Origin of the sequence: Actinoplanes regularis, from assembly GCF_900188005.1 — a bacterium.
In the GTDB taxonomy this organism is placed as follows: domain Bacteria; phylum Actinomycetota; class Actinomycetes; order Mycobacteriales; family Micromonosporaceae; genus Actinoplanes; species Actinoplanes regularis.
Window position 1 is genome coordinate 170917 of sequence record NZ_FZNR01000014.1, and the last position, 24543, is coordinate 195459.

A 24543-nucleotide genomic window follows, 5' to 3' on the forward strand; every position below is an offset into this window, starting at 1 on the left:
ATCCTCCGGTTGGCGCGCGGAGAACAGGACCACCATCATCTACCGCATGACGGAGATCGGCCCGGCGCTGACCAGTGTGTACGACATCGACTGGCAGTCGCTGGAGTTCGGCTCCGCCGTGGCGCGGATGCTGGCGGAGCTGACCGCCGGTGATCCCGCCGCGATCCAGGGGCTGTACCGGATCGCACCGGACGGTGAGGATGTCCAGCCGTGGGTGGTGGCGGCCCTGCCGCTGCTGCTGGAACTGGTCGCCGACACCGGGCGGCCGGACCGTGGCCCGGTGCTGCGCCTGGTCGCCGATCTGGCGGGGGCGGACCGGACCTGGCAGATGTCCGGCGAGACGCTCCGGGCCAAACGGTTGCTGGCCGGGCACCCCGGGCTGGACGACCTGCTGACCGATGACGATCCACGAGTACGGGAGGCCGCGGCGTACGCGGTGCGGGCGGTCGCCCGGCTGGCACCCCGGTTGCCCGGACTCCTCTGGGAGCGGTACACCGCCGAACCGGATCCGGCGGTGCGGGTGACCCTGCTGCGGAGCGGCGTGATCGCCGGGGCGGTGGGCAGCGGGCACGAGCTGACGAAGGTGTGGCTGGCGTGGGTGGCCGACAGCGACGCTGACCTGCGGGTGCGGATCACCGCACTGACCGAGATGGTGGCGCTGGCCGACCCGCCACCGTTCGATGTGGAGACGGCGCGGGACACGGTGCTGGCGGCGTACCGGGCGGGGCTGAACCGGGAGCCGGCACCGCTCGACGAGACGGTCGCGCCGCTGCTGGCCGGGCAGCGGATGGCGGCGCGGGAGTGGACGCCCGGATATCACCAGGTGGTGAGCGCGGTGCGGGTCACCTACCGCAACGACGTGGGCGAGCATCTGGAGCTGTTGCAGCGGATGCTGCAACTGGACGCGCGGGATGCCCGGCAGGACGCCCTGCACCAGGCGCGGTCGCTGGTGCAGCGGCTGCGGGGGCCGTACCGGCCGCTCGTGCTCCGCGCCGCTGAGCTGCTGTCCCTCCCGTCCGGCGCGGACCCGTCCGCCGTGGCCACCTCCGCCGCGGACGGCGATCCGCAGGTACGGGCGGCGGCGCTGCGACTGCTGCTCGGCATCGGTGAGGTCGCCCGGCCGGCCGCCGACGCGGTGTGGGCCACCCTGCCGCGGACCGGGCAGCGGATCCGTCCGCACGCCGGTCAGGGCTGGGTCGTCCCGGGCCTGTCCGGTCCGGTGCTCGGGCCGGCCGTGCGGATCCTCGCCGGGCTGCGTGACGAGCGGATCCTGCCGATGCTGGAACGGCTGCTCGACGAGGTGCCGGACGCGAACCGGCTGTACCCCGCGATCGCCGGGTTCGGTCTGCGGGCGCGTGGGCTGAGCCGGACGCTGCGGCGCCGGCTGCGCGCGGTGGGCCCCGCCGAGGCGCACCGGGCGGGCCTGCTGCGCGCGTTGACCGCCGTCGCCCCGAACGACGCCGCCGATCATCTGCTGCGCGAGCCGATCGACCTGACCACGCTCGGCCTGCTGGCGCGCGCCGGCCGCGCGGTCGCCGGCCGGGCCCCGGACCTCCGCGCGGCGCTGACCTGCGGCGATCCCGCTCTGGAGCTGGCCGCGGCGCACACGATCTGGCACGTCACCGGCGACGTGGCGGCGGCCGCGGCCGTTTACGACCGCTACTTCGACGACCGGCGGACCCGCCCGGAGCACGCGGTCGCGGCGATCGACGGGCTCAAGGCGCTGGGCATCCGCGTCAAGACCCGGGCTCGCCGGCTGGCCGCGCTGACCGGTGCCCGGACCGACGACACGGTGGTGGCCGCCGCCGCGGACGCGCTCTGGTGGGTGGCGGGAAACCGGGACGCGGTCCAGCGGCTGGGCCGGGTGTGGGAGTCGGCGCCGCGAACGCGGGCCCGGATCGCCCGGCTCTGGATGGCGACCGGGGACGTGCGGTACGGGGCCCGATACGCGCGGGCCGAGCTGGACACGGTGCTGCGGCACAACGTGAGCAACCTCGGATTGCCGGCCGCGGAGGTCAGCGCGGACGAAAGGCTGCTGGACCTGTGCCGGAAGCTGCTCGCCTAGGACAGGCTCGCGAAGACGATCAAACAGCCGAGACGACGCCCGCCGAGGCGTACCCTCCTTGAGGGGATATTTCGCGCTTTAGGAGTATTGAGAGGATTGCGGCATGCGGGCGGCATTCGACAAGTTGATCTCGTGGACCGGATTACTGGGCGCAATTCTCCTTCTCTTCGCCGGAGGGTTGCTCACCTTTGCGAACTCCTACATCGCGAACGAGGTGAAGTCACAGCTCAGCGCGCAGGACATCAAAATGCCCGAGGGCGCCGCGTTGGAGAAGCTCTCAGCGGACGACCAGAAGGCGCTGAAGCCCTACGCCGGCAGCCCGATGGACACCGGGCCGGAGGCCAAGGCGTACGCCGATCACTACATCAAGGCCCACATGACCGCGATGTCCGGCGGGAAGACGTACTCACAGGTCAGCAGCGAATACCTGGCGCTGCCCCCGGAGCAGAAGGCCACCCCGGACGGCCAGAAGATGGGCGACCTGCGGGTCACCCTGTTCCAGGGCAACACGCTGCGCGGTCTGCTGCTCTACGGCGCCGCGTTCGCGACGATGGGCACCATCGCGGGCTGGGCGGCGGTCGCGGCCTTCGTCGGCGCGGTGGTCCTGCTGGCCCTCGGGATCCTGGGCCTGCGCCACGCGAAGCGCGAGGACAAGCCGGGGCCCGTCACCACCTGACCGGCCGCGGCGGGCCGGGAGGCGCGAAGCGCCGGTAGCCTGTCGCGCATGACCCCCGGAGAGGTGCTCGTCCTGTTCGGGGGTGGCCTGGTCGCCGGGGCGGTGAACGCGATCGCCGGCGGCGGGTCACTGATCACCTTTCCGCTCCTGGTCGGCCTCGGACTGCCGGGTGTCGCGGCCAATGTGAGCAACGCGCTCTCGGTGGCTCCGGGATACGCGGCGAGCGCCGTCGGCAGCCGTCCCGACCTCGTCGGGCAGGGCCCCCGGGTCCGGATGATCGTTCCGGTCGCCGTCCTCGGGACGTTGTGCGGTAGCGCGGTGCTGCTGTTCACCCCGCGCTCGGTGTTCGACTTCGTGGTGCCGTTCCTGCTGCTCGGCGCCGCGGCGCTGATGGCGTTGCAGAACCGGCTGCGCTTCTCCGGCGGGTCCTCACCACGTCGGGCCACGCTGCTGACGGTGTTCCTCTGCGGTTGCTACGGCGGATATTTCAACGCGGCCATGGGGGTGCTGCTGATCGCCGGCCTGGGCCTGGTGCTCGACGAGTCGCTGCAGCGGATCAGCGCGCTGAAGAACGTCTTCTCGGCGGTGGTCGGCGTGACAACGGTGCTGCTCTACAGCGTGTTCGGGCCGGTCGACTGGGCGGTGGTCGCGGTGCTGGGGCCGGCCACCATCGTCGGCGGGTTCTTCGGCGCGCGGCTCACCCGGCGGCTGCCGGCGGAGGGCCTGCGCTGGACCATCGTCGGGTTCGCGACCGTCGTCGCCGTGGTGCTGCTGCTGAGCTGAGGCGGTCGCGCGGGTCGGCGGAGGTTTTGTCGTACCTCTCGGGTATCAAGGTCTTTGTCACGAGAGACCGACGAAACGAGTTCCTGATGCCTGCCGAGCCCGAGATCGCCCCCGTCGTCGACGCCGCGCACGCCGAGTCGTTCGACACCGCCGAGGAGTACAGCGCGGCGATCGAGCGGATCCGAGCGGCCGCGACGGCGTACTACGCGGGCACCGACCTGGCCATGGACGACGCGACCTACGACGCGCTGCTGGCCCGCGTGACCGCGACCGAGCAGGCGCGGCCCGACTGGGTGGCGGCCGACTCACCGACCGCGGTGGTCGCGGCCGGCGGGGGCGTGGGCGGCGACGTCGAGCACAGCACCCCGATGCTGAGCCTGGACAACGCGTTCGACGAGGAGGAGCTTCGCGCCTGGGCCGCCCGGCTCGACCGGGTGCTCGGCCGGCCGGCCGCCGGCTACACGGTCGAGCCCAAGATCGACGGCATGGCGATCGCCGCCCGCTACGTCGACGGCAGGCTGACGCAGGTCGCGACGCGCGGCGACGGCCGCGCCGGTGAGGACGTGACCGTGCAGGCGCGGTCGGTCGCCGGCCTGCCGGCCGAGCTCACCAGGCCGGTGACGGTCGAGGTGCGCGGCGAGGTCTTCATGACCGACGACGACTTCGCCAAGGCCAACGATTTGCGTACGGGGCATGGCGGCCAGCCGTTCGCCAACCCGCGCAACGCGGCGGCCGGCACCCTGCGCGCCCAGGACCGGGCCTATCTGGCACCCCTCTCCTTCCTGGCGTACGCGGTGCACGACCTCCCCGGCGGCGAGGGGCTGACCCACAGCGCCGCGATGGCCGCGATCGCCGAGCTGGGCGTCTCCACCACCGGCGGCTCGGCGGCCGGCATGGCGGTGTGCACGACCGTGGACGAGCTGGTGGAGGCGATCGCGCGGCTGGGCGCGCAGCGTGCCACGCTCGGCTTCGACATCGACGGCGTGGTGATCAAGGCGGACGCCCCCGCCGACCGGGACGCCGCCGGCTCGTCCAGCAAGGCCCCCCGCTGGGCCATCGCGTACAAGTTCCCCGCCGACACCCGGACCAGCCGGCTGACCGCGATCGAGGTGCAGGTCGGGCGGACCGGGGTGATCACGCCGGTCGCGGTGATCGAGCCGGTGCAGGTCGGCGGCGTGGTGGTCACCTCGGCCACCCTGCACAACTTCGACGACCTGGTCCGCCGGGACGTGCGGGTCGGCGACACGGTGTTCGTGCGCCGGGCCGGCGAGGTGATCCCGGAGATCACCGGGGCGAAACTCGACGAGCGCCCGGAGGGGTCCGAGCCGTTCGCCGCACCCTCGCAGTGCCCGCGCTGCGGCGGCGAGATCGACCGGTCGCAGAAGCGCTGGCGGTGCGCGCAGGGCCGGGCCTGCGGCGCGACCGAGTCCCTGGCCTACTTCGCCGCCCGCGACTCGATGGACATCGAGGGCCTCGGCGACAAGGTGATCCGCGCGCTGGTCGCGGCCGGCATGGTCACCGACCCCGCCGACCTCTTCGACCTGGACGTGGAGGCGGTGGCTCAGCTGGAGCGGCTGGGGCGCACCTCGGCGACGAAGCTGATCGCGAACATCGAGGGCTCGAAGCGGCAGCCGCTGTCCCGGGTGCTGACCGGCCTGGGGGTCCGGATGACCGGGCGGTCCATGTCCCGCCGCCTGGCCCGGCACTTCGGCTCGATGGAGGCGTTGTGCGCGGCGACGGTCGAGCAGTTGCAGGAGGTGGAGGCGGTCGGGCCGGAGCGGGCGGCGACCATCGCGGCGGAGCTGGCCGACCTGGCCCCGGTGATCGCCAAGCTCGCCGAGCGGGGCATCAACATGATCGAGCCGGGCGTCACCCCTTACGCGGAGCGGGCCGCCGCCCCGGTCGACGGTGACCCGTCGGCGCCGGGGAAGCGGCTGCCGCTGCAGAAGGAGGACGGCTCGCCGATGACGGTCGTGGTCACCGGCTCGGTGCCGGGCCTGACCCGCAACGAGGGCAACGAGGCGGTCGAACGCCTCGGCGGCAAGTCCTCGGGCTCCGTCTCGAAGCGTACCGACCTGGTCGTGGCCGGCGACGGCGCCGGCTCGAAAGCGGCCAAGGCCGAGGAGCTCGGCGTGCGCATCCTGCCGTCGGACCGGTTCGCTGCCCTGCTGGCCGCTCACGACGCCGGTGAGGAGCCGGATCTCGACTCGTTCTGAGCGCGATCGGGCGACTCCGGGAACTTTTGCTCGCCCGCTTTAGACGTTTCGCGGGGTAACTCCGTTCTATTGGCAAAAGTGGTGGTGTTGAAGTCCGGGTACCGCCACTGAAACCAGAGTCACGGGGGGAATCGTGGACATATGGGAGCCGTTGACAAGTGCGGCGATGGGCCATCGGATCAGCTTTGTGACAGCCGGACCCGGCGGTGAGGGCGGCAACAGCGTTCTCGCACGTACCGGTGATCGGGCCTGTGGACGGCGGTCTTACCTGGATCTTCGGGCCGCCTGGCGCCGGGGCCGGGACCGAACGGGCGGGACCACGTGGTGAAGGTCGTCACCGCCGAGACGCCGGGTGACGACGGTGATCCCGAGCATCCGGCCCGCTGGGCCGCGGCTCCGGCCGCGGCCCAGCGGATCACTCCGGTCACGGCTCGACGGGCAGGGCGAGACGACCTGGTAGCGGCCGCTTCCGGGATCGGGCAGCCCGAAACGGCCACCCTCGGGACAGGACAGGCCGCACCGTCCGTCGTCGGGACGGGGCAGGCCACACCGGCCGCGCCCGGGACAGGGCCGGCCACACCGGCCGCCACGGGGATCGGGCAGACCACAACGGGCGCGGCGGACGACGGGCACGAACCGGCGGAGGACGGCTTCGCGGAGTTCTACCGGGAGGCGTACCCGAGACTGGTCGGGCGGGCGATAACCCGCGGGCTCAGCCGCCACGACGCGGCCGACGCCGCCCAGGACGCCCTGGTCGGTGTCTACAAGCGCTGGGCGATGCTGTGCCCGCAGCCACCGGAGTCCCGGCTCCGATACGCCTCGACCGCCCTGGAGAACGCGGTGCAGAACGTGCGGCGGCGCTGGGTGCGCGACGCCGACCTGTCCGAGCGGCTCAGCTCGTTCGTACGGTTCGACGAGGACGACGGCGGCGACACCGACGCGCTGGACCTGGTACGCGGTCTGCCGAAGCGGCAGCGGGCGGTCATCCTGCTGCTCGGCGAGGGCTGGTCCGCGAACGAGATCGCCACTCGGTTGAGGATCGGCGCCACATCGGTGCGCACCCACCTGCAACACGCGAGGAAGACGTTGCGACCCAAGCTCGAGGCCCGGAAGGAGAGCGACCGTGGATAGGCCGACGTTGACGCCGGACGAGCACGACCTCGTCGCCGAGAAGGAGAGCGACCGTGGATAGGCCGACGTTGACGCCGGAGGAGCAGGACCTCGTCGCCGAGGCGGAACGGCAGGCGGTGGCCGGACTGGTCTTCGACGCCGAGGCGGGACTGGCGGATCTGCGGCGGCGGGCGCGGCAGATCTCGCCGGCGCGAAGCCCGCGTTCCCATACAACGACCGCCTGCCGCCAGGCGGTCCCCAAGCCCCGGCGGGCGGAACGCGCTGTCTCCGGTGACCGGCTGAAGCCCGCGGTCCTGGCTTTCGCGGGGGTGGTGGCCGCGGGCCTGCTGGGCACCGGAATGGCCACGACCCCGGCCCGGGAGCCGGGGTCGCTGGATCCGGTGGGACCGTACCCGGCGGTCTCGGCCCACCGGCTGGCGGAGCCGGGGATCCGGCCGGGTGGCCCCGCGCCGCACGGAGTCCCGGGCGGCTCCCGGACCGCTGTCCGGGAGCCGGACGGGCGCATGGCCACCGGCCGGCTCCCGCAAGGCAGCACCGCCGGAGCCGCTGGACCGTCACCCACCGAACCGGACGGTACGGGAGTGGACGGCGCCGAGCCGGGCCGCCCGGGCACGACGGGAACTCCGCCGGACCCGGTCCCGGACGCGACCGGAGACCCGCGAGCCGGCCTCACGCCGGCCGACACGGCGGACGACGGCCGCGCGACGGGCGTGGCCTCGTCCGACTGGCTGTTCATGGGCGCGGCGCCGTACGCGGGTCCACCGCAGCCGTCCCTGATCCGGTCCACCGAGCCGGTCCCGGCGCCGACCGCCACGCCCGGGGCGGCGCCGACGGTCGTGCCCGGAGCCGCGCCTGCCATCGCGACGAGGGCGCTGCCGCCGGGCACCGTGGACTCGCCGTTCCGGGAGCTCTACCCGGCGACCGTGGTGGTCGTCCCGCTGGCGACCTCACGCTCGCGACCCATCGACCTGAGGAAGCCGCACGCCGCCGTGGCCGAGGGTGGTGGCGACATGCGGGTCTTCGAGTCGAGGTACACCGGCGGGCTGTACCTGCACGCCTTCAGAAACGTGCGGACCGCGGCGGTCGCCGACGAGGCGGCCACGTCCGGTGACTGCGCGAGGGCGATCCGGGAGCGCCCGTCCGGCTCCACCCTGGAGCTTCGGGAGAACCGGACGTACTGCCTGATGAGGTCGGGCGCGGACCCGTCGGGTCCGGCGCTGGTCCGGATCAACGTGGAATCGACAGTGGGCACCACGCCGAAGGGGGTGACCCTGACGATGGCCGCCTGGGGCACCGGCTCCTGAGCCGCCGCGCGGTCAGGCCGCGGCACGGAAGGAGGCGTAGTGGCCGAGGACGCGGCGGTGGCCGTGACCGTTCTCGGCCACGCCGCTGAGTCCCGCCGCGCGCAGGACGTCCAGGATCCGCGCCGCCGGCGCAGTCCACGCCGCGACAACTACGAGGAGTTCACGCCGGGACCGGCGTCGCCACCCTGATCGGCCGGTGGGCCGGCGTTCAGTTTCCGTTGCAGGTCATCGATGTCGCGCTGCAGCGCGGCCAGGTCGCGCCGCAGGTCGCCCAGCCCGTCCTGGACCTCGTCGAGTTCGCCGCGCACGCGCCTGCGACGCCGCCAATTCTTGATCGGGCCGACCAGATCCTCGCGGTAGACCGCGAACGTCATGCCGGCCGGGATCAGGACCATCAGCAGACTGCCGGCGGCCGGAAGGAGCAGGCGCCAGTCGTCGTCGGTCCAGGCGGTAGTGGCGTCCGGGCCGCTGATCACGGCCGGAACCTGGCCGGTCGGCGGCTCGTCGAGCAGCGGCCGGATGCGGACGTCGTTGACCCGCAGGCCGCCGCCGGTGAAGACGCCACGGCACGCCCAGCCGTGGGCCTTGCCCTCCTTGGCCCAGACGCAGTCCCGGAACGGCGCGACCTTGCCGGGCGTACCGCTGAAGTAGGCCCTGGCCTGGTCGTCACCGTCCTCGCCGACCAGGACCACGAAGGCGCCGAGGAGGAACAGGAGCCAGAGCCACCCGAGGTGGAGAGCGGGACTGGGGCCCCAGCCCCTCATGCCTCGGTGAGCACGCCGTCGGCCTCGAGGTACGAAGCGCCGGTCTCGGGGCAGACCCAGACGCCGTCGCCCTTCGGGGCCAGCGGCTTGCCGGCCCGGCCGACCCAGCCGATCCGCCGCGCCGGCACACCGACGACCAGGGCGAAGTCCGGCACGTCCTTGGTCACCACGGCACCGGCCGCGACCAGCGCCCAGCGGCCCACGGTGACCGGGGCGACGCAGACCGCCCGCGCGCCGATCGACGCGCCCTCGCCGACGGTGACGCCGACCGCGACCCAGTCGTGGCCGGTCTTGAGCACGCCTTCCGGGGTGATCGAACGCGGGTACTCGTCGTTGGTGAGCACGGCGGCCGGCCCGACGAAGACGCCGTCGCCGAGCCGGGCCGGCTCGTACACCAGGGCGTGGTTCTGCAGTTTGACGTTGTCACCGATGGTCACGCCGGGGCCGACGTAGGCCCCGCGGCCGATGTTGCAGTTGACGCCGAGCGTGGCGTCCTCACGGATCTGGGCCAGATGCCAGATCCGCGTGCCGGTGCCGATCTGAGCACGGGAGTCCACATCGGCCGTCGGAGCCACCGTCACATCGGTCATGGAAAGCCTTTCACAAGAAGTCGCGGACAGGGTAGCGGGTGCTCCCCAAGCCCGATGTCAGGAAGACGACGTCGGACTCCAATGTGACCATTGGTCTACCCTGAACGACCGAACGGGTCGGCTTCCGCCTCCGGGCGCGCGGGAATACGACAGCGATCTAGCGTCACTCCTAAAGGGATGGATAGCTTGCCTAGGGTTTGTGAGTCCGTGCTGACCCGACAAAGAACGGAAGTCTGTTGAACGCGTCCGAGCCGATCGGGATCGCCGTCATCGGGGCCGGGTACTGGGGCCCCAACCTCGTCCGAAACTTCCAGGCCAGCCAGTCGTTCCGGCTGCACTGGCTCTGTGACCTCGACGTCGAGCGGGCCCGCCGGGTCCTCGGCGGCTACTCCACCGTGCGGGTCACCGCCGATCTCGAGGAGGTGCTCGCCGACCCCGCCCTGCAGGCCGTCGCGATCGCCACCCCGGCCGGCACCCACCTGAAGGTCGCCCTGGCCGCGCTGCGGGCCGGCAAGCACGTGCTGGTCGAGAAGCCCCTCGCGGCCACCTACGAGGAGGGCCGCCAACTCGTCGAGGAGGCCGACGAGCGCGGTCTGACCCTGATGTGCGACCACACCTACTGCTACACCCCGGCGGTGCTGCGCATCCGGGAGCTGCTTCACTCCGGCGAGCTGGGTGAGCTGCACTTCCTTGATTCCGTACGGATCAATCTCGGTCTCGTCCAGCGCGACATCGACGTGCTCTGGGACCTCGCGCCGCACGATCTCTCGATTCTGGACTTCGTCCTGCCCGAGGGTGTCACGCCGGTGGCCGTGGCCGCGCACGGCGCGGACGGGATCGGCGCCGGCCGGGCCTGCGTGGCCTACCTCACGCTGCGGCTGAGCAACGGCGCGATCGCGCACATCCACGTGAACTGGCTCTCCCCCGTGAAGATCCGGACGGCCATCTTCGGTGGCTCGAAGCGGACGCTGGTGTGGGACGACCTGAACCCCAGCCAGCGGCTGGCCATCTACGACCGGGGCGTCGACGTGGCCTCCCCGGACGAACTCGGCGACGAGCAGCGCCGCGACATCCTGGTCTCGTACCGCTCCGGCGACATGGTCGCACCGGCGCTGACCGAGCGGGAGGCGCTGCGCACCATGGTCGAGGAGTACGCGCGGGCGATCACCACGAAGACGCCCGCACTCACCGACGGCCGCTCCGGACTGCGGGTGCTGGAGCTGTTGCAGGCCGCCTCCCGCAGCCTCGCCGCGGGCGGCACGATGATCGAGCTCAACGAAGGGCACATGGCGTGACGGCTGTATCGATCGAGGGCGCGCGCGCCCTCGTCACCGGCGGAGCGGGCACCATCGGCTCGCACGTGGTCGACGAACTCATCCGCGGCGGAGCCGCCGAGGTCGTCGTCCTGGACAACTTCGTCCGCGGCCGGCGCGACAATCTCGCCTGGGCGCTGGAGAGCGGCCCGGTCAAGCTGGTCGAGGGCGACATCCGCGACGTCGGCCTGGTGCGCGAGGTGACCGCCGGTCAGGACCTGGTGTTCCACCTGGCCGCGATCCGGATCACGCAGTGCGCCGAGGAGCCGCGGCTGGCCAACGAGGTCCTCGTCGACGGCACGTTCAACGTGATCGAGGCGGCCGCCGACGCGGGCGTCAAGAAGCTGATCGCGTCCTCGTCGGCGTCGGTGTACGGCCTGGCCGAGCAGTTCCCGACCACCGAGCGCCACCACCCGTACAACAACGACACGTTCTACGGCGCGGCCAAGGCGTTCAACGAGGCCACCCTGCGCAGCTTCAAGGCCATGAAGGACCTGGACTACGTGGCCCTGCGCTACTTCAACGTGTACGGCCCGCGGATGGACATCTTCGGCCTCTACACCGAGGTGCTGATCCGCTGGATGGAGCGGATCGAGTCCGGCACTCCCCCGCTGATCCTCGGCGACGGCCTGCAGACCATGGACTTCGTGCACGTCGCGGACATCGCCCGGGCCAACATCCTGGCCGCCCGCGCCGACGTCACCGACGACGTGTTCAACGTCGCCTCCGGCACCGAGACCAGCCTCAAGGACCTCGCCGCGGCGCTCTCCTCGGTGATGAAGTCGGACCTGGCCCCGGAGCACGGGCCGGCCCGCGCGGTCAACGGCGTCACCCGCCGGCTCGCCCACACCGACACCGCCTTCGAGAAGATCGGCTTCCGCGCCGAGATCGGCCTCACCGAGGGCCTGCAGGGCCTGGTCGACTGGTGGCGGTCGTCGAAGTGAGCGACGTCCGGAAGATCCCCGTCATGATCCCCATGCTCGGGGAGGAGGAGGCGCTCGCCGCGGCCGACGCGGTCCGGTCCGGCTGGGTCGCCCAGGGCCCGCGGGTCGCGCGGTTCGAGCAGGAGTTCGCCACGGCTGTCGGCGCCGCTCAGGGTGTCGCGGTCAGCTCGTGCACGACCGCGCTCCATCTGGCGCTGGTCCTTCACGGCCTGGGTCCGGGCGACGAGGTCATCGTCCCGTCCCTGTCGTTCATCGCGACCGCGAACGCCGTCCGCTACGTCGGCGCGACCCCGATCTTCGCCGACGTGGACCTGGCCACCGGGAACCTGACGGTGGAGACGATCGACGCGGTCCGCACCCCGCGCACCAGGGCGATCATCGCGGTGCACCAGGGCGGCGTCCCGTTCGACACGGCCGCGCTGCGCAAGGCCGCCGAGGACTGGGGCCTGGCACTGGTCGAGGACGCCGCCTGCGCCGCCGGCTCGACCGCCTATGGTCAGCCGGCCGGTACGGGCGCGGCGGTGGCCGCGTGGTCGTTCCACCCGCGCAAGGTGCTCACCACCGGCGAGGGCGGCATGGTCACCGTGGACGACGCCGAGCTGGCCACCCGGCTGCGACGGCTGCGCGAGCACGGGATGAACGTGTCCGCCGCGGACCGGCACGCGAGCGCGCAGCCGGTGCTCGAGGCGTACCTGGAGACCGCGTACAACTACCGGATGACCGACATCCAGGCCGCGGTCGGCCTGGTACAGCTGGGCCGGCTCGCCGGCCTGGTCGGGCAGCGGCGGGCTCTCGCGGCCGGTTACCAGTCGCTGCTGGCCGACATCGACGGCCTGGTCCCGGTCCGGGACCCCGCCTACGGCCAGAGCAACTTCCAGTCGTTCTGGGTGCTGATCAACGCGCCGTACCGGACCGGCCGGGACGAGGTCCTCGCCGAGCTGGCCCGGCGCGGTGTCTCGGCGCGGCGCGGCATCATGGCCGCGCACCTGGAGCCGGCGTACGCGGACGTGAGCCCGGCGCCGCTGCCGGTCACGGAGCGGATCACCCGGGATTCGCTGATCCTGCCCCTGCACCACAAGGTGACCGAGGACGATCAGCGGTACATCGTCGACATCCTGCGCGAACTCGCCTGAGAGCCGGCCGGCGGGAGCCCTCCCGAAGGTCTCCCGCCGGCCGTCAGCTCATGATCCACCAACCGATACCGATGCCGCCGAGGAGCGTCGCGACCAGCAATGCTCCGCAGACGACCGCGAGGCGGTTCTGCTCCCGGAAGTCGTCCCACCAGTCGTCGACGTCCAGCACCACGATGCTGCACACCAATGCGGCGCAGACGAATACGAGCGTCATCCCGGCAAGAGCGTCGACGATATGCCGAGCTGAAGCGAAGGCCAGCATCGTCAGGCCCGCATGAACCGCGGTCACCAGCGCCCAGAAGAGCGCGTTGACACCGTAGTAGGCAACCGCCGACCCCACCCGGCTCACATGATCACAACCATGCGCCCACCCAACCCAGCAGGCACGGCCCGGGCAAGAGCCAGTGCAACGCCTCACAGCGGCAGGGTGGCGAGAGCCGGGGCCGGGGAGACCCTCAACCGCGACGAAGCCAGAACTGGTCTGTCGGAGTGACCGCGCCGCTGGCCCACCAATACAGCATCACGGCGCTGTCCAGAACTGCCACGACCTCGGGGAACAGCGATGGACGAGGGCTTCCCCCGGCCGACTCGGCCAGGCGGCAGACGCTGACCAGTAGCGGCATCAGATCAACCGGCTCCCGCGCCGGGTCCCGCTGCCAGTGGAACCAGAACGACTGCACCTCACTCAGCAGGCGCAGTGCCTCGAACCAGTTCTCCTCGGCCCGCAACCTGTCGCTGATCCGCTGGATGCCGCGCGACAGGTCGGCCTCGGTGACGAGGCGCATCTCGTCGCTCAGCTGCTCCACGATCTCCTTTCCGCCGGGACCGACGCCCCCGGCCGGGGACATGACGCCGCCGAGAAAGATGTCCTTCGACCGGCGGTAATTGCCCGAGATCTTGGCGTAGGACAGGCAGTCCACGACCTGGGTGCCCAGGGAGTCCAGGGCGTCGGGATCGAAGTCGAACGCCGCCCCCGGAGTCGATTCGGCCTCGTAGCTCCACTCGGTCACGGAGCTGGCCCAGGAGCAGAACGGTACCTTCGCGGAGGAGGTCAGACCGGTCACCGGAAGGTCCGGGTGGCGCACGGCGATGCTGCTCGTCCAGTGCACCGGCCAATGCTCCGGCGCCATCGTGACGCGGAGAAAGAGATCGAACTCCGCGTTGGTGATCGGGGCGTCGACGAGGACCACCCCGGCGCCCAGGCGGCGAACCCGGCGCAGCTTGCGGACGAGCATGACCTCTCCGACCACTGCCGCCCGATCGACGTCCGCCGACTGCGCCCCGGCCGAGAGCACCTGCTCCAGCCGGTCCCGGATCAGCGGATCGAGCTCTCGAGCCACCTCGGCGCAATCCGAGGCGAGCAGAAGGGATCGCGCGCTGTCCTCCCGCAGGCACGCCTCCACGATCGTCCCGGCGTCCGTGTTCGCGCAGTACAGGAGCGTCACCTCACGCCACCACTGGTCATCGGTGCGTTCTGCGAGGAACGTGTCACGGCCCCGCTCCCGCAGTCGGACGGCGGCGAGGTACTCCTGGAAGGTCAAATGCGCGAAGGCGTACACGCCACTCTCCCGCTGGAGCAGCAGGCCGCTCTGCTGCTCGGTCTCGGTCAGGAACACCTCAGGCTGCACCCCGGGCGCCACCCGCGCCAGCTGGGCACGGATGAGCCGCGCGGCGGCCCCCTCTTCGATGTCCCGCTTCCGGGCCTTCATCATCTCCAGCGCGAGTTGCCGCAACACCGACTCGCGCTGATCCGCCGTCAGGTCGCTGGTCAGTCCCTTCGCCGCCTGTCGTCCGCCGAGGAAGACCTGGCAGATCTCGCGGTACAGCTCGGCACGCCCGCCGGGGAGCACACCGCGGTAGTTGTGGACGTGGGCGATCATCGTCAGCAACAGCGGGTTCACCGCCAGCTCGTACAGGTGCAGGTTGTCACGCAGCCGCTGCAACAGGTCGTCGGCCTGCTGCCGGGCGTCGGACAGCACCACGTCGTCCCTGCGACCCGTACGCCGGACCCCGGTCGCCGTGTACCAGCGGAGGATGAACCGTTCGATCTGGTCGTCGGTGAACGGCCGTACCTGCAACACGTCGGCGGAGGTCAGTGGATTGTTCTGGTATCCGTACGGCCGTGAGGTGATGACGAAGCCGTTGGTGTGGTGCGCCGCGATCTGGCGTTCCACCCAGGCCGAGACCAGCCGTCGCTGAACGGGATCGGCGACCTCGTCGAGGCCGTCGAACATGATCAGGCAGTTGCCGTTGCGAAGCTGCCGCTCCACCCAAGACCCGGCGCCGGCGAGCTCCTTCGGCATCGTCGCCGTCAGCGGCCGGACCAGCGGCAGGTCAGGGTTCTCCGAGATGGCCCGGGCCTGGTCCCGGATCGCCAGGAAGACCGGGATCCGGCCGCCCAGCGATCGCGTCGGCGGCCGCCCCGAGGCCAGAGCCAGCGTCAGGTGTTTGAGCAGGGTCGTCTTGCCCCCACCCGGCGGCCCGACGATCGCCAGAGTCCGTGGCGGCCACTCCGTCAGGAAACTCCAGACCTCCCGGCGTTTCATGGGCTCGTCGCTGACCTTGGCCAGTGGATCGCCGGTGGCCTGGTGGATCGGCCGCGGTACGAGACTTACGTCGACGTATACGTTCTCCACCTCCAGCGAGTACGGCCCCTGCGTACCCAGCCCGCGGATGTCCAGGTCCCGGTTGCGGGCGATGAGCCACGTGAAGTACCGATGGCGGTGCCGGGACGGCCACATCCGCGGCGCCGCCTTGTGTGCCCGTGGCCGTTGCCGCCAAGCCACCACCACGGCCATCACGGCGACCGCGAACGCTCCGACGCTGGACACCTTGTCCATCGTGTCGAGCGGATCGCCCCCGGTGAGAACCGCGACGCCGGCCACCACGCCCACCATCACCACACCGACGAGCAGCGCCCGCACGGCGGTCATGTCTGCCGGGCGGCACGCGGATCGGCGATGGCCAGCAGGTTCACCAGGAAGGCGACCGTTGCCGGGGCCGGTGCGGTGCGGCCGGCCAGGACGTCGGCGAGCCAGGCTTCGCGGACCAGGCCGGTGGTCCGCAGCGGGGCCGCCGCGTCCGGTTCGGAGCGCCAGTGGGCGACGACCAGGGCGGCCATCTCGGCGGCGCCGAGCTGGGGGCGGCCCTGGCCACGGAGCTTCTGACGGATCTTGCGGGCGGCTTTCCGGGCGGTCACCCGGGCGGCGGCGGTGCGGGCGGCCAGGCCGGGCCGGCCGAGGCGGTTCGGGATCAGGCCGGAGTCGAGCGGTACGGCGGCGAGCGCCGGGTCGAGGAGGCTGATCAGGCGGCCGGTGAGCAGACCGCCGCGCTTCTCCTCGGGCCGGACCGCGTGGGCCAGCTGGATGAAGCGGCGGTCGAACATCGGGTTGATGAAGTGCCGGTTCGCGGCGGCGAACGAGCCGTGCGCGCCCGACCACCGCTGCATCCGCTGGTAAAGGTAGAAGTGGTCGGTCGCGGCGAGCCAGTCGGACGGGTATCCGTCGAACGACGCGGTGATCACCTCCAGGGCGTCGGCGCGGGCGGAGGCCGCGAAGCCGGGCTCCAGCGCCTCGGTCTCGACGGCCTCGTTCGCGTAGAGGCGCCAGGTCGCCAGCTTCTCGATGAGCTTCGGGGCGGTGGTGGCGCCGGACGGCTGGCCGAAGTAGTAGAAGCCGCGGCACGTCTCGCCGCCCAGCCCGGAGAGCCGGTGGCCCTGGTCGAGCCGGGCCTCGGCGCGCAGCAGCGGGGCGAGGGCGAGCGGGCTGGCCATGCAGTCCAGCTCGCGGGCCGCGCGAAGGGCCAGTTCGTGGGCTTCCCCGGGGGTGACCTCGGGGCCGTCGTCGAGCCAGTGGATGTGCAGCTTCAGGCCGGTCAGGTCGGCGAGACGGGTGGCGAACCGGGAGTCGGTGCCGCCGTGCGCGTCGAGGGTCAGCGCCGGCAGGCCCCGGCGCAGGTCCGGCGGGATCGCCGCGAGCAGCACCCGGGTGTCCTGCCCACCGGTGAGCTGCAGGACCGAGCGGGGATGGTCGCGCAGGTACGCCTGATGGAATTCGGTCATGAGGGCGGCCTGCTCGGTGGCGGCCTCCTCGACCGACGGCGGCGGGCCACCAACGGCGAGGGACTCCTCGACGTAGCGGTGCAGGGTCACCGCACCGTTCTCGAGGATCGCGAGGTTGCCGGCGGGAACCTTGTCGACCCCGGCGAAGACGGTGCGCGTGCCGACCTGCCAGCCGACCAGGCTCTGGACCGCGAGGGCCGGCCGGTCGAGCTCCGCTCCGGCCAGCGCGCGCAGGGCGAGAGCGCTGGTCGAGACCGCGGCGACGCCCGGCCCCTGCCACCAGAACAGCTGGCGGAAACCGAGCCAGTCGGTGGCCACGATCACCGGTGCGTCCGGGCCGTCGCTGTGGGCCGCGGCGAACGGTGGGATCAGGGCGGCGAGCGGGGCGCCGTCGACCTTGGCGCCCTCGCGCAGCAGGATGCCGAGGGCCTGGGTCGAGACGTCACCGCCCCGGGTCCGGGCCGCTTTGCCGAGCCGAACGGTGAAGGCCCCGCTCTCCACCCGGTCGGTCGGGTCGGGGCCGTCCATCGCGACCCAACCCGTGGCGGTACGGGTGACGGTCGGCGTGCCGGTCAGGTGTGCCAGGACCGCGGGCGGGAGCTCAGCGCCGCCGGAAATCGCGAGCTGCCCGGAAACCGCAAGGAACGATCTCACCGATCAATACCAATCATGCGTTTACCCTAGTATCCACAGAGGTCACGAGAAAGCGCCGGGTGGCCAGCGAAATCCGACATTCGGCCCGCATTTCCCGTACCGCTGCTGTCATTCTTCCGACCTGTTGGAATCATGTTCATCCTGCATGGTTTACTGCTCTGATGCGGGCTCCAATCTGGACGCGGCGAACCGTCGACTCGGCCTTCTCCGCCCCGGACAACAGTTTCGGCTTTCTTCGCCTGTTGTTCGCCTTCGCCGTCCTGGTCTCCCATTCCCTGCCGCTGGGTTACGGCGAGGAGGACCCGGGTGGCGGCCTCAGCCACGGGCAGACCGTGCTCGGCGAGATCGGCATCCTCGGCTTCTTCACCATCTCCGGGTTCCTGATCACCCGCAGCGCGGGCCGCGTCCCGCTCCCCCGCTACCTCTGGCACCGCGGCCTGCGGATCCTGCCCGGCCTGTGGGTGTGCCTGATCGTCACGGCGTTCGTCTTCGCCCCGGTGGTCGCGCTGATCGAGCGCGGCAGCCTGGCCGGCGTGTTCACCGAGCCGGGCGGCCCGTTCGGCTACGTGCTGAACAATCTCGCCATCGCCGTCCGGCAGTACGGGATCTCCGGCCTGCTGCTGGACACGCCGTACGGGCGGCTCACCGGGACGTCGGTCTTCGACGGTTCGCTGTGGAGCCTGATGTACGAGGTGCTCTGCTACTTCATGGTCGCCGGTCTGGCCGTGATCGGCGTGCTCAAGCGGGCCCGCTGGGTGGTCGCCGTGCTGGCCGCGTGCCTCTTCGCGGTGATCGTCCGGGACTTCCTGGCCGCGCCGCGGATCCCCGGCCCGCAGGGCGACCACGGCCCGTTCCTCGGCATCGGCGCCCTGGACACGTACTCGCTGGTCTACCTCACCTACGTGTTCCTGCTCGGCGCCCTCTTCGAGGTGTACCGGCGACGCATCGTGCTCAACGACGCCGGCGCGATCATCGCCGCCGTGGTGCTGGCCGCGTCGTTGCGATTCGGTGGCTTCGACGTCGTCGGTTACCCCGCGTTCGCCTACCTGGTGCTGTGGCTGGCGGTTCGGCTGCCCCGGCCGTTCCAGCGCGTCGGGCGGCACCACGACTATTCGTACGGCTTCTACATCTACGCCTTCCCGGTGCAGCAACTGCTCGCCCTGCTCGGCGCCCCCGGCCTCGGCCTGCTCCCGTACGTGCTGCTCACGACGGCCGGCACGTTCGCCCTCGCGATCCCGTCCTGGCACCTGATCGAACGCCCGGCGATGTCGCTGAAGCACTGGAAGCCGCGTCAGCGGACCACCGCGGGCGACCAGGCGTCCGCGACGAACAGTCGCGGCGAGCCGGTCCCGTCGGCCGGAACCACCCACACGTCACTGGCCGAGGGCCCGCTGCCGGAGCGCGGCAGGCCGTAGAGGACCTGCTCGTCGTCGAGCCACTCGATCTGGTCGTCCACGCTGTGCTTCTCCGCCAGCAGCGTGACCGCCCCGGACGCGAGGTCGTGGACGGCGATGGTCCACTGCCCCTCGGCCTGCCCGTTGCGGGTCTTGAACGCGACCCGGGTGCCGTCCGGCGACAGCGACGGGCACTCGGCGTCCGCACGCAACGCGGTCAGCTCGCGGGTCTTCAGACTGCCCCGCACCAGCCAGGTCTTGTCGCCGGACGCGGCGGTCGCGTAGAAGTGGTCGCCGTCGCCGGTGAACGTGACGCCCCACAGGTTGCGGTTGCGGGCGGTGTTGCGCCTGCCACCGACGTACAACTTGAAGTCGGTCTCCAGGTTGAGGCTCTTGCCACCGCCGGCGCCGAGCGGTGTCACCAGGGTCTCGGTGGAGAAGGCTCCGGGTGTGGAGTACGCATGGCCGGAGACGAACGTGGTGGTGGCCGCCCAGGCGCCGTCCGGGGAGAGCCGGGTGCGGCTGGGCACCCCGGCCAGCGGCAGCGACCGCCGCACCGCCCAGTCCGCGCCGAGCACCTCGGCCTGGTACGTGGTGACCAGGCCGGGCTTCGAGTACAGGCAGACCGCCTCGTCCCGGTGCGCGTAGACGCGATCGCAGCTGGCCCCGGTGAACGCCCGCGGGCCGGACGGGTCACCGAGCGGGACCGCGGCGACCCGGCCGTAGTCGTCACCGATCGCCGTGCTGCGGAAGATCAGGTGCGGCTGCCGGGTCACCGTCGCCAGGTCGGTGACCGCGACCGGGGGCGCCGCCGCGGCCGCCCGCTCCCGCTCCCGGCGCACCTGCAGGACGAAGAGGATCGTGCCGGCCACGACGAGCACGAGGACGGCGGCGAACGCCACCAATCTGGAGCGAAGGGTCACGCGTCGATACCTTTCAGCAGCCAGGCGGCTGCTCCGATGCCGACCACCAGGAGACCGGCGGCCAGATAGAGCGCGGACTGCGGCCCGATGCCCTCCCACAGCGCGGCGAACGCCAGCGAGACCGCGAACCGGGCCAGCACCACCACGGTCTGCGCGGCCGCGATCCCGCTGCCCCGGGCGGCGGCCGGGACCCGCTTGCTGATCAGCGCGGGCAGCACGCCGTCGGTGGCGGCGTAGTAGGCGCCGAGCAGCGCGAGCGCGACCAGGGTGGCGATCAGGCCGCCGCCCGAACCGCCGGCGACCAGGTAGGTGAGCAGCAGCGCCAGGTGGCCGCCGACGAAGACCCTCGCCCGCCCGACCCGGTCGGAGAGCCGGCCCAGTGGGATGGCCAGCGACAGGTAGACGAGGTTGGTGCCGACGTACAGCAGCGGGAACCAACTCGCCGCGAACCCGCCGCTGTGCTGCAGCGACAGGTAGAGGAAGCCGTCGCTGACGGTGAGCAGGCCGAGCAGTCCGGCGGCCAGCAGCGGCCGGCGCAGCCGAGGACTGAGCAGCTCGGCGAAGAGCCGGCGGGCCGGCAGGCCGCCGCCGGCGGTCCGCCGGTCCGGCACGAACAGCACCAGCACTGCGACGCCGAGCAGTCCGAACCCGAACGACGCCACGAAGACCGAGGTGTAGCCGCTGGGCACGAGCAGCAGCAGCCCGAACGCGGCGAGCGGCCCGAGCGCGGCGCCGATCGTGTCCAGGGTGCGGTGCACCCCGAACGCGCGGCCCAGCACGGCCGGATCCGAGGCGTCCGCGATCAGCGCGTCGCGCGGCGCGGTGCGGAAGCCCTTGCCGAGGCGGTCGGCGGTGACCACGCCGGTGATCGCGGCGAACCCGTGCGCGGGGATCAGGGCGATCCGGCTGAGCGCGGAGATGCCGTACCCGAACACGGCGACCCACTTGGGCCGGTTGGTGCGGTCGTTCAGGTAGCCGCCGAAGATCCGGACCAGGGCGCTGACGCCCTGATACAGACCGTCGACGACGCCGTACGCGAGCAGGCTGAGCCCGAGCTCGGCGGTCATGTAGAGCGGCAGGACGGCGGTCACCATCTCCGACGAGACGTCGGTGAGCAGGCTGACCACGCCGAGCAGGACGACCGTGGTGGCGACCCGGGCCTTGGGGCCGGCCGCCCGGTTCTCGGCGGGCCGGTCCCGGATGGTGATGTACACGCGGTTGTTCAGTCCTTAAGCGCGGCGACGAGCGCCCGCACGGTCGCTTCCTGCTGGTCGACGGTGATCTGCGGGTAGAGCGGCAGCGAGAGGATCTCACCGGCCGCCCGCTCGGCGAGCGGGAAGTTGCCGGCCGGGAACGCGGGGTCGGCGAACGCGGGGGTCAGGTGCAGAGGGTACGGGTAGTGGATGCCTGCGCCGACACCCGACTCGTGCAGGCGCGACAGCACGGTGTCGCGGCGCTCGGGGCCGCCCGGGACACGGATCACGTAGAGGTGCCAGACGTGCTCGTTGCCGTCCAGGGTGGCCGGAAGGACGACGTCCACGTCGGCCAGCAGCTCGTGGTATCGGGCGGCGGCGGCGCGGCGGGCCGTGTTCCAGGCGCCGAGGCGGGCCAGCTTGGCGCGCAGGACCACGGCCTGCAGCGCGTCGAGACGGCTGTTCACGCCGACGATGTCGTGGACGTACTTCTTGAGGCCGCCGTGGCTGCCCAAGGTCCGTACCGTAATCGCTTGATCTTGATCTGGGGTCAGGACCGCGCCGGCGTCGCCGTAGGCGCCCAGGTTCTTGCCCGGGTAGAAGCTGGTGGCGGCGATGCCGTCGGCGCCCGCGCCGCGACCGTGCCGCAGCGCGCCCTGGCTCTGCGCCGCGTCCTCGACCACCGCGACGCCGCTGCCCTCGAGCGCGGCACGCAGCCGCGGGGCGTCGGCGAGCTGACCGTAGAGGTGGACCGGGACGACCGCCCTGGTCTTCGGCCCGACCGCGGCGAGCATCCGGTCGACGTCGACGAGGTAGGTGTCCGGGTCGATGTCGGCGAGCACGACGCGGGCGCCGATCCGGACGACCGGCTCGGCGCTGCCGACGAACGTGTTGGCGGGCACGACGACCTCGTCACCCGGGCCCACCCCGGCCGCGCGCAGGGCCAGCTCGACCGCGTCGGTGCCGTTGGCGACGCCGACGCAGTGGGCCGCGCCGGAGAACTCGGCGAACTCACGCTCGAACGCCGCGACCTCGGGACCGCCGACGAACCCGGTGGTGGCGAGCACCCGTTTGAACCCCGCGTCCACCTCCTCGGCGACCTCGGCGTGCGCGGCTTGCAGATCGACGAGCGGAATCATGTCTTATGCGCTCCCGGAAGAGGGGTCTGGAGTGGACGGACACTATCGCCGCAAAGATCGCTCCGGCAGCCCATTGACGGTTATCCGGCACGCGGTCTTCGTCACGGTGCGTCGTGAACGGCTCGTCTACTGTAGTCAGCGCCGCGAGCACGCCGGTGCCACCCGTTGGGTGGGGCGGGCCGTCCGTTCGGCTCGTATTCGACGATCCCCGGCGCTTCCACGATGACTGAAGGTGTCTGCATAGGACATCGACGCGTCGGTAGGGTTCGCCTGGGATCAACCGCCCTCCGGGGCGGCCAGGGGGAGGCACATTTTGATGTCGACGGCGCTCGCGCCGGCGCGGACCGGGAGCGACGAGCGGCTCACCGGATTCGCCGGCGAACCACTCGACCAGCGGAGATACCGGCGCATGCGGTTCATCCGGCGGTTCGAGGAGACGCTGCTCCAGCTCTTCGAAGAGGGTGCGCTCAACGGGACCACGCACGCTTGCATCGGGCAGGAGGCCGACGCGGTCGCCGTCATCGAGCACCTGGCCGAGGGGGACCACATCTTCAGCAACCACCGGTGCCACGGCCACTACCTGGCCCACTCCGGTGACGCGCTGGGGCTGCTGGCGGAGATCATGGGCAAGGAGGCCGGGGTCTGCCGCGGCATGGGCGGCAGCCAGCACATCTGCGCGCCCGGCTTCAAGTCCAACGGCGTACAGGGCGGCATCGTGCCGAACGCCGCCGGGATCGCGCTGGCCAACCAGCTCTCCGGCAACGACGCGGTGAGCGTGGTGTTCATCGGCGACGGCACCCTCGGCGAGGGCGTGGTCTACGAGACCCTGAACATGGCCGCGCTGTGGAAGTTGCCGCTGCTGGTGGTCTGCGAAGACAACCGGTGGGCGCAGAGCACACCGATCGCGGCGAACCTGGCCGGTGACATGGCCGCTCGGTTCGCGGCCTTCGGGGTGCCGGTCCGCGAGGTGGACAGCACCGACGTCGAGGAGCTGAGCGCGATCGCCGGCGAGGAGGTCGGCCTGGTGCGCGCCGGTGCCGGTCCACGGGTGCTGCTGATCCACACGTACCGGCTGTGTCACCACTCGAAGAGCGACGACGAGCGGCCGGAGCGGGAGATCGCCGACCGCTGGCTGGTCGAGCCGCTGCTGGTGCACGGCCAGCGCCTCGACGAGGCGGACCGGCGCCGGATCGACGACGAGGTGGAGACCGCTCTGGGCGAGGTCGTGGCGACGGCGAGGGCCCTGCCGTGATCTTCGCGAAGGAGCTCGGGGACACGCTGCGCGGCGCGCTGACGGACGACCCACGGGTGGTGCTGCTCGGTGAGGACATCGCCGATCCGTACGGCGGCGCGTTCAAGGTGACCCGCGGCCTGTCGACGGCGTTCCCGCAGCGGGTGCGCACCACCCCGATCAGCGAGGGCGCGATCGCCGGCGTCTCCGCCGGCCTGGCCCTGGCCGGTTACCGCCCGATCGCCGAGGTGATGTTCGGCGACTTCCTGACCCTGATGTTCGACCAGGTGGTCAACCACATAGCGAAATACCAGGCGATGTACGCGGGCCAGGCGACCTGCCCGGTGGTGGTGCGCGCCGCGACCGGCGGCCATCGCGGGTACGGCCCGACCCACAGTCAGAGCCTGGAGAAGCACTTCCTCGGCGTCCCGCACCTGCGGGTCGTCGCGGCCTCGCTCTTTCACGACCCGCGCGAGGTGTTCTCCGACTTCCTCGGCCGGGACGAACCGGTGCTCTACGTCGAACACAAACTGCTCTATCCGCAGCACCTGACGCTGCCCGTCAACGGCCGGATCGGTGACCTGCTGGCGACGAGCGAGGGCGGCCCGCTGCCCACCGTCCGCCTCTCCGCGGTGCCGGTCGAGGACTGCACGGTGAGCGTTCTCGCGTACGGCTATCAGGCGATGCTCGCCGCGAAGGTGATCGAGCGCCTCGCCATGGAGGAGGAGATCTTCGCCGAGCTGCTCGTGCCGGCGCAGATCGCCCCGATGGACTGGGCACCGGTCGAACGCTCGGTCGCGGTCACCGGCCGGCTCGTGACCGTCGAGGAGGGCGCCGACGGCTGGTCCTGGGGCACCGAGGCCGCGTCGGTCATCTCCCGCAGGCTGTTCGGCAGGCTTCGCCGGCCGGTGGACGTGGTGGCCAGTGAGGCCACCGTCATCCCGTCGTCGAAGACCAAGGAAGCGTCGATCCTGGTCGGCAGTGCTCAGATCGAAGCGGCCATCCGCGCCGCCGCCCGCTAAGGAGACTC

General features: G+C 71.8%; 20 protein-coding genes. 13 read left to right on the forward strand and 7 right to left on the reverse strand.

The features are described from left to right. Positions 1–46 precede the first annotated feature (46 nt). From CHC09_RS30485 to CHC09_RS46660, 7 genes are all read left to right on the forward strand, one after another. Positions 47–2065 carry a hypothetical protein gene (locus CHC09_RS30485; RefSeq protein ID WP_089296686.1) on the forward strand — a complete coding sequence of 673 codons (2019 nt, stop codon included), beginning with the start codon at positions 47–49 and terminating at the stop codon, positions 2063–2065. Positions 2066–2168: 103 nt separating this feature from the next. After that, positions 2169–2741, forward strand: coding sequence for a hypothetical protein (locus CHC09_RS30490; protein ID WP_089296687.1), 573 nt, complete (start codon positions 2169–2171; stop codon positions 2739–2741). A 48-nt stretch (positions 2742–2789) separates the two neighbouring features. Then, positions 2790–3524, forward strand: a complete 735-nt coding sequence (locus tag CHC09_RS30495) for a sulfite exporter TauE/SafE family protein (RefSeq protein ID WP_089296688.1) — start codon at positions 2790–2792, stop codon at positions 3522–3524. A gap of 86 nt (positions 3525–3610) precedes the next feature. Beyond that, positions 3611–5740: an NAD-dependent DNA ligase LigA gene (ligA, locus tag CHC09_RS30500; protein WP_089296689.1), complete on the forward strand. Its 2130-nt coding sequence runs from the start codon at positions 3611–3613 to the stop codon at positions 5738–5740. Between the two features lie 324 nt (positions 5741–6064). Beyond that, positions 6065–6871, forward strand: coding sequence for a sigma factor-like helix-turn-helix DNA-binding protein (locus CHC09_RS30505; RefSeq protein ID WP_143232669.1), 807 nt, complete (start codon positions 6065–6067; stop codon positions 6869–6871). A gap of 53 nt (positions 6872–6924) precedes the next feature. Next, positions 6925–8175, forward strand: a complete 1251-nt coding sequence (locus CHC09_RS30510; protein ID WP_143232671.1) for a hypothetical protein — start codon at positions 6925–6927, stop codon at positions 8173–8175. 39 nt (positions 8176–8214) lie between these two features. Beyond that, positions 8215–8364: a hypothetical protein gene (locus CHC09_RS46660; protein ID WP_179277349.1), complete on the forward strand. Its 150-nt coding sequence runs from the start codon at positions 8215–8217 to the stop codon at positions 8362–8364. On the opposite strand, the gene CHC09_RS30515 is transcribed toward CHC09_RS46660, so the two are convergent. Both CHC09_RS30515 and CHC09_RS30520 read right to left on the reverse strand, forming a co-directional pair. Beyond that, positions 8325–8939, reverse strand: a complete 615-nt coding sequence (locus CHC09_RS30515) for a hypothetical protein (protein WP_089296692.1) — start codon at positions 8937–8939, stop codon at positions 8325–8327. The two genes, CHC09_RS46660 and CHC09_RS30515, sit on opposite strands and share 40 nt — an antisense overlap. Next, entirely contained in the window at positions 8936–9529 is a 594-nt protein-coding gene (locus CHC09_RS30520; protein ID WP_089296693.1) for an acyltransferase, read from the reverse strand. Before CHC09_RS30520 ends, CHC09_RS30515 begins: the two co-directional genes overlap by 4 nt. 236 nt (positions 9530–9765) lie before the next feature. On the opposite strand from CHC09_RS30520, the gene CHC09_RS30525 reads away from it, so the two are divergent. The 3 genes from CHC09_RS30525 to CHC09_RS30535 are packed head-to-tail and all read left to right on the forward strand — an operon-like array spanning position 9766 to position 12919. After that, complete coding sequence (locus tag CHC09_RS30525; RefSeq protein WP_089296694.1) at positions 9766–10824, forward strand: Gfo/Idh/MocA family protein; 1059 nt, start codon at positions 9766–9768, stop codon at positions 10822–10824. Next, a complete protein-coding gene (locus CHC09_RS30530) occupies positions 10821–11786 on the forward strand; it encodes an NAD-dependent epimerase/dehydratase family protein (RefSeq protein WP_203833249.1) in 966 nt (321 codons plus the stop codon). The genes CHC09_RS30525 and CHC09_RS30530 overlap by 4 nt, the downstream gene beginning before the upstream one ends. A 23-nt stretch (positions 11787–11809) precedes the next feature. Further along, a complete protein-coding gene (locus CHC09_RS30535) occupies positions 11810–12919 on the forward strand; it encodes a DegT/DnrJ/EryC1/StrS family aminotransferase (protein WP_089296744.1) in 1110 nt (369 codons plus the stop codon). Between the two features lie 43 nt (positions 12920–12962). Here the strand turns inward: CHC09_RS30535 and CHC09_RS30540 are convergent, their stop codons facing one another. The 3 genes from CHC09_RS30540 to CHC09_RS30550 form a co-directional block, all read right to left on the reverse strand. Further along, positions 12963–13268 carry a hypothetical protein gene (locus CHC09_RS30540; RefSeq protein WP_089296695.1) on the reverse strand — a complete coding sequence of 102 codons (306 nt, stop codon included), beginning with the start codon at positions 13266–13268 and terminating at the stop codon, positions 12963–12965. Positions 13269–13374: 106 nt separating this feature from the next. Further along, positions 13375–15852: an NACHT domain-containing protein gene (locus CHC09_RS30545; protein ID WP_089296696.1), complete on the reverse strand. Its 2478-nt coding sequence runs from the start codon at positions 15850–15852 to the stop codon at positions 13375–13377. Beyond that, the gene (locus CHC09_RS30550; protein WP_089296697.1) at positions 15849–17633 is read right to left on the reverse strand and encodes an asparagine synthase-related protein; all 1785 of its coding nucleotides are present in this window, start codon (positions 17631–17633) and stop codon (positions 15849–15851) included. Before CHC09_RS30550 ends, CHC09_RS30545 begins: the two co-directional genes overlap by 4 nt. A gap of 161 nt (positions 17634–17794) precedes the next feature. Here CHC09_RS30550 and CHC09_RS47195 point away from each other — a divergent pair, with 161 nt between their 5' ends. Further along, entirely contained in the window at positions 17795–19048 is a 1254-nt protein-coding gene (locus CHC09_RS47195) for an acyltransferase family protein (protein ID WP_203833248.1), read from the forward strand. Between the two features lie 898 nt (positions 19049–19946). Here the strand turns inward: CHC09_RS47195 and CHC09_RS30560 are convergent. Together CHC09_RS30560 and CHC09_RS30565 are read right to left on the reverse strand one after the other, a co-directional pair. Next, the gene (locus tag CHC09_RS30560) at positions 19947–21164 is read right to left on the reverse strand and encodes an MFS transporter (protein WP_089296698.1); all 1218 of its coding nucleotides are present in this window, start codon (positions 21162–21164) and stop codon (positions 19947–19949) included. 8 nt (positions 21165–21172) lie between these two features. After that, the gene (locus CHC09_RS30565; protein WP_089296699.1) at positions 21173–22282 is read right to left on the reverse strand and encodes a DegT/DnrJ/EryC1/StrS family aminotransferase; all 1110 of its coding nucleotides are present in this window, start codon (positions 22280–22282) and stop codon (positions 21173–21175) included. Between the two features lie 316 nt (positions 22283–22598). Here CHC09_RS30565 and CHC09_RS30570 point away from each other — a divergent pair, with 316 nt between their 5' ends. Both CHC09_RS30570 and CHC09_RS30575 read left to right on the forward strand, forming a co-directional pair. After that, on the forward strand, positions 22599–23534 hold the full coding sequence (locus CHC09_RS30570) for a thiamine pyrophosphate-dependent dehydrogenase E1 component subunit alpha (RefSeq protein ID WP_089296700.1): 936 nt from the start codon (positions 22599–22601) through the stop codon (positions 23532–23534). Continuing rightward, on the forward strand, positions 23531–24535 hold the full coding sequence (locus CHC09_RS30575; protein ID WP_089296701.1) for an alpha-ketoacid dehydrogenase subunit beta: 1005 nt from the start codon (positions 23531–23533) through the stop codon (positions 24533–24535). The genes CHC09_RS30570 and CHC09_RS30575 overlap by 4 nt, the downstream gene beginning before the upstream one ends. The last annotated feature ends 8 nt before the right edge of the window (positions 24536–24543 follow it).

Coding starts and splice junctions, on each gene's coding strand:
- CHC09_RS30485 (WP_089296686.1), top strand. CDS start 47: ATGACGGAGATCGGCCCGGCGCTGACCAGTGTGTACGACATCGACTGG.
- CHC09_RS30490 (WP_089296687.1), top strand. CDS start 2,169: ATGCGGGCGGCATTCGACAAGTTGATCTCGTGGACCGGATTACTGGGC.
- CHC09_RS30495 (WP_089296688.1), top strand. CDS start 2,790: ATGACCCCCGGAGAGGTGCTCGTCCTGTTCGGGGGTGGCCTGGTCGCC.
- ligA (WP_089296689.1), top strand. CDS start 3,611: ATGCCTGCCGAGCCCGAGATCGCCCCCGTCGTCGACGCCGCGCACGCC.
- CHC09_RS30515 (WP_089296692.1), bottom strand. CDS start 8,939: ATGAGGGGCTGGGGCCCCAGTCCCGCTCTCCACCTCGGGTGGCTCTGG.
- CHC09_RS30520 (WP_089296693.1), bottom strand. CDS start 9,529: ATGACCGATGTGACGGTGGCTCCGACGGCCGATGTGGACTCCCGTGCT.
- CHC09_RS30535 (WP_089296744.1), top strand. CDS start 11,810: ATGATCCCCATGCTCGGGGAGGAGGAGGCGCTCGCCGCGGCCGACGCG.
- CHC09_RS30545 (WP_089296696.1), bottom strand. CDS start 15,852: ATGACCGCCGTGCGGGCGCTGCTCGTCGGTGTGGTGATGGTGGGCGTG.
- CHC09_RS47195 (WP_203833248.1), top strand. CDS start 17,795: ATGCGGGCTCCAATCTGGACGCGGCGAACCGTCGACTCGGCCTTCTCC.
- CHC09_RS30565 (WP_089296699.1), bottom strand. CDS start 22,282: ATGATTCCGCTCGTCGATCTGCAAGCCGCGCACGCCGAGGTCGCCGAG.
- CHC09_RS30570 (WP_089296700.1), top strand. CDS start 22,599: ATGTCGACGGCGCTCGCGCCGGCGCGGACCGGGAGCGACGAGCGGCTC.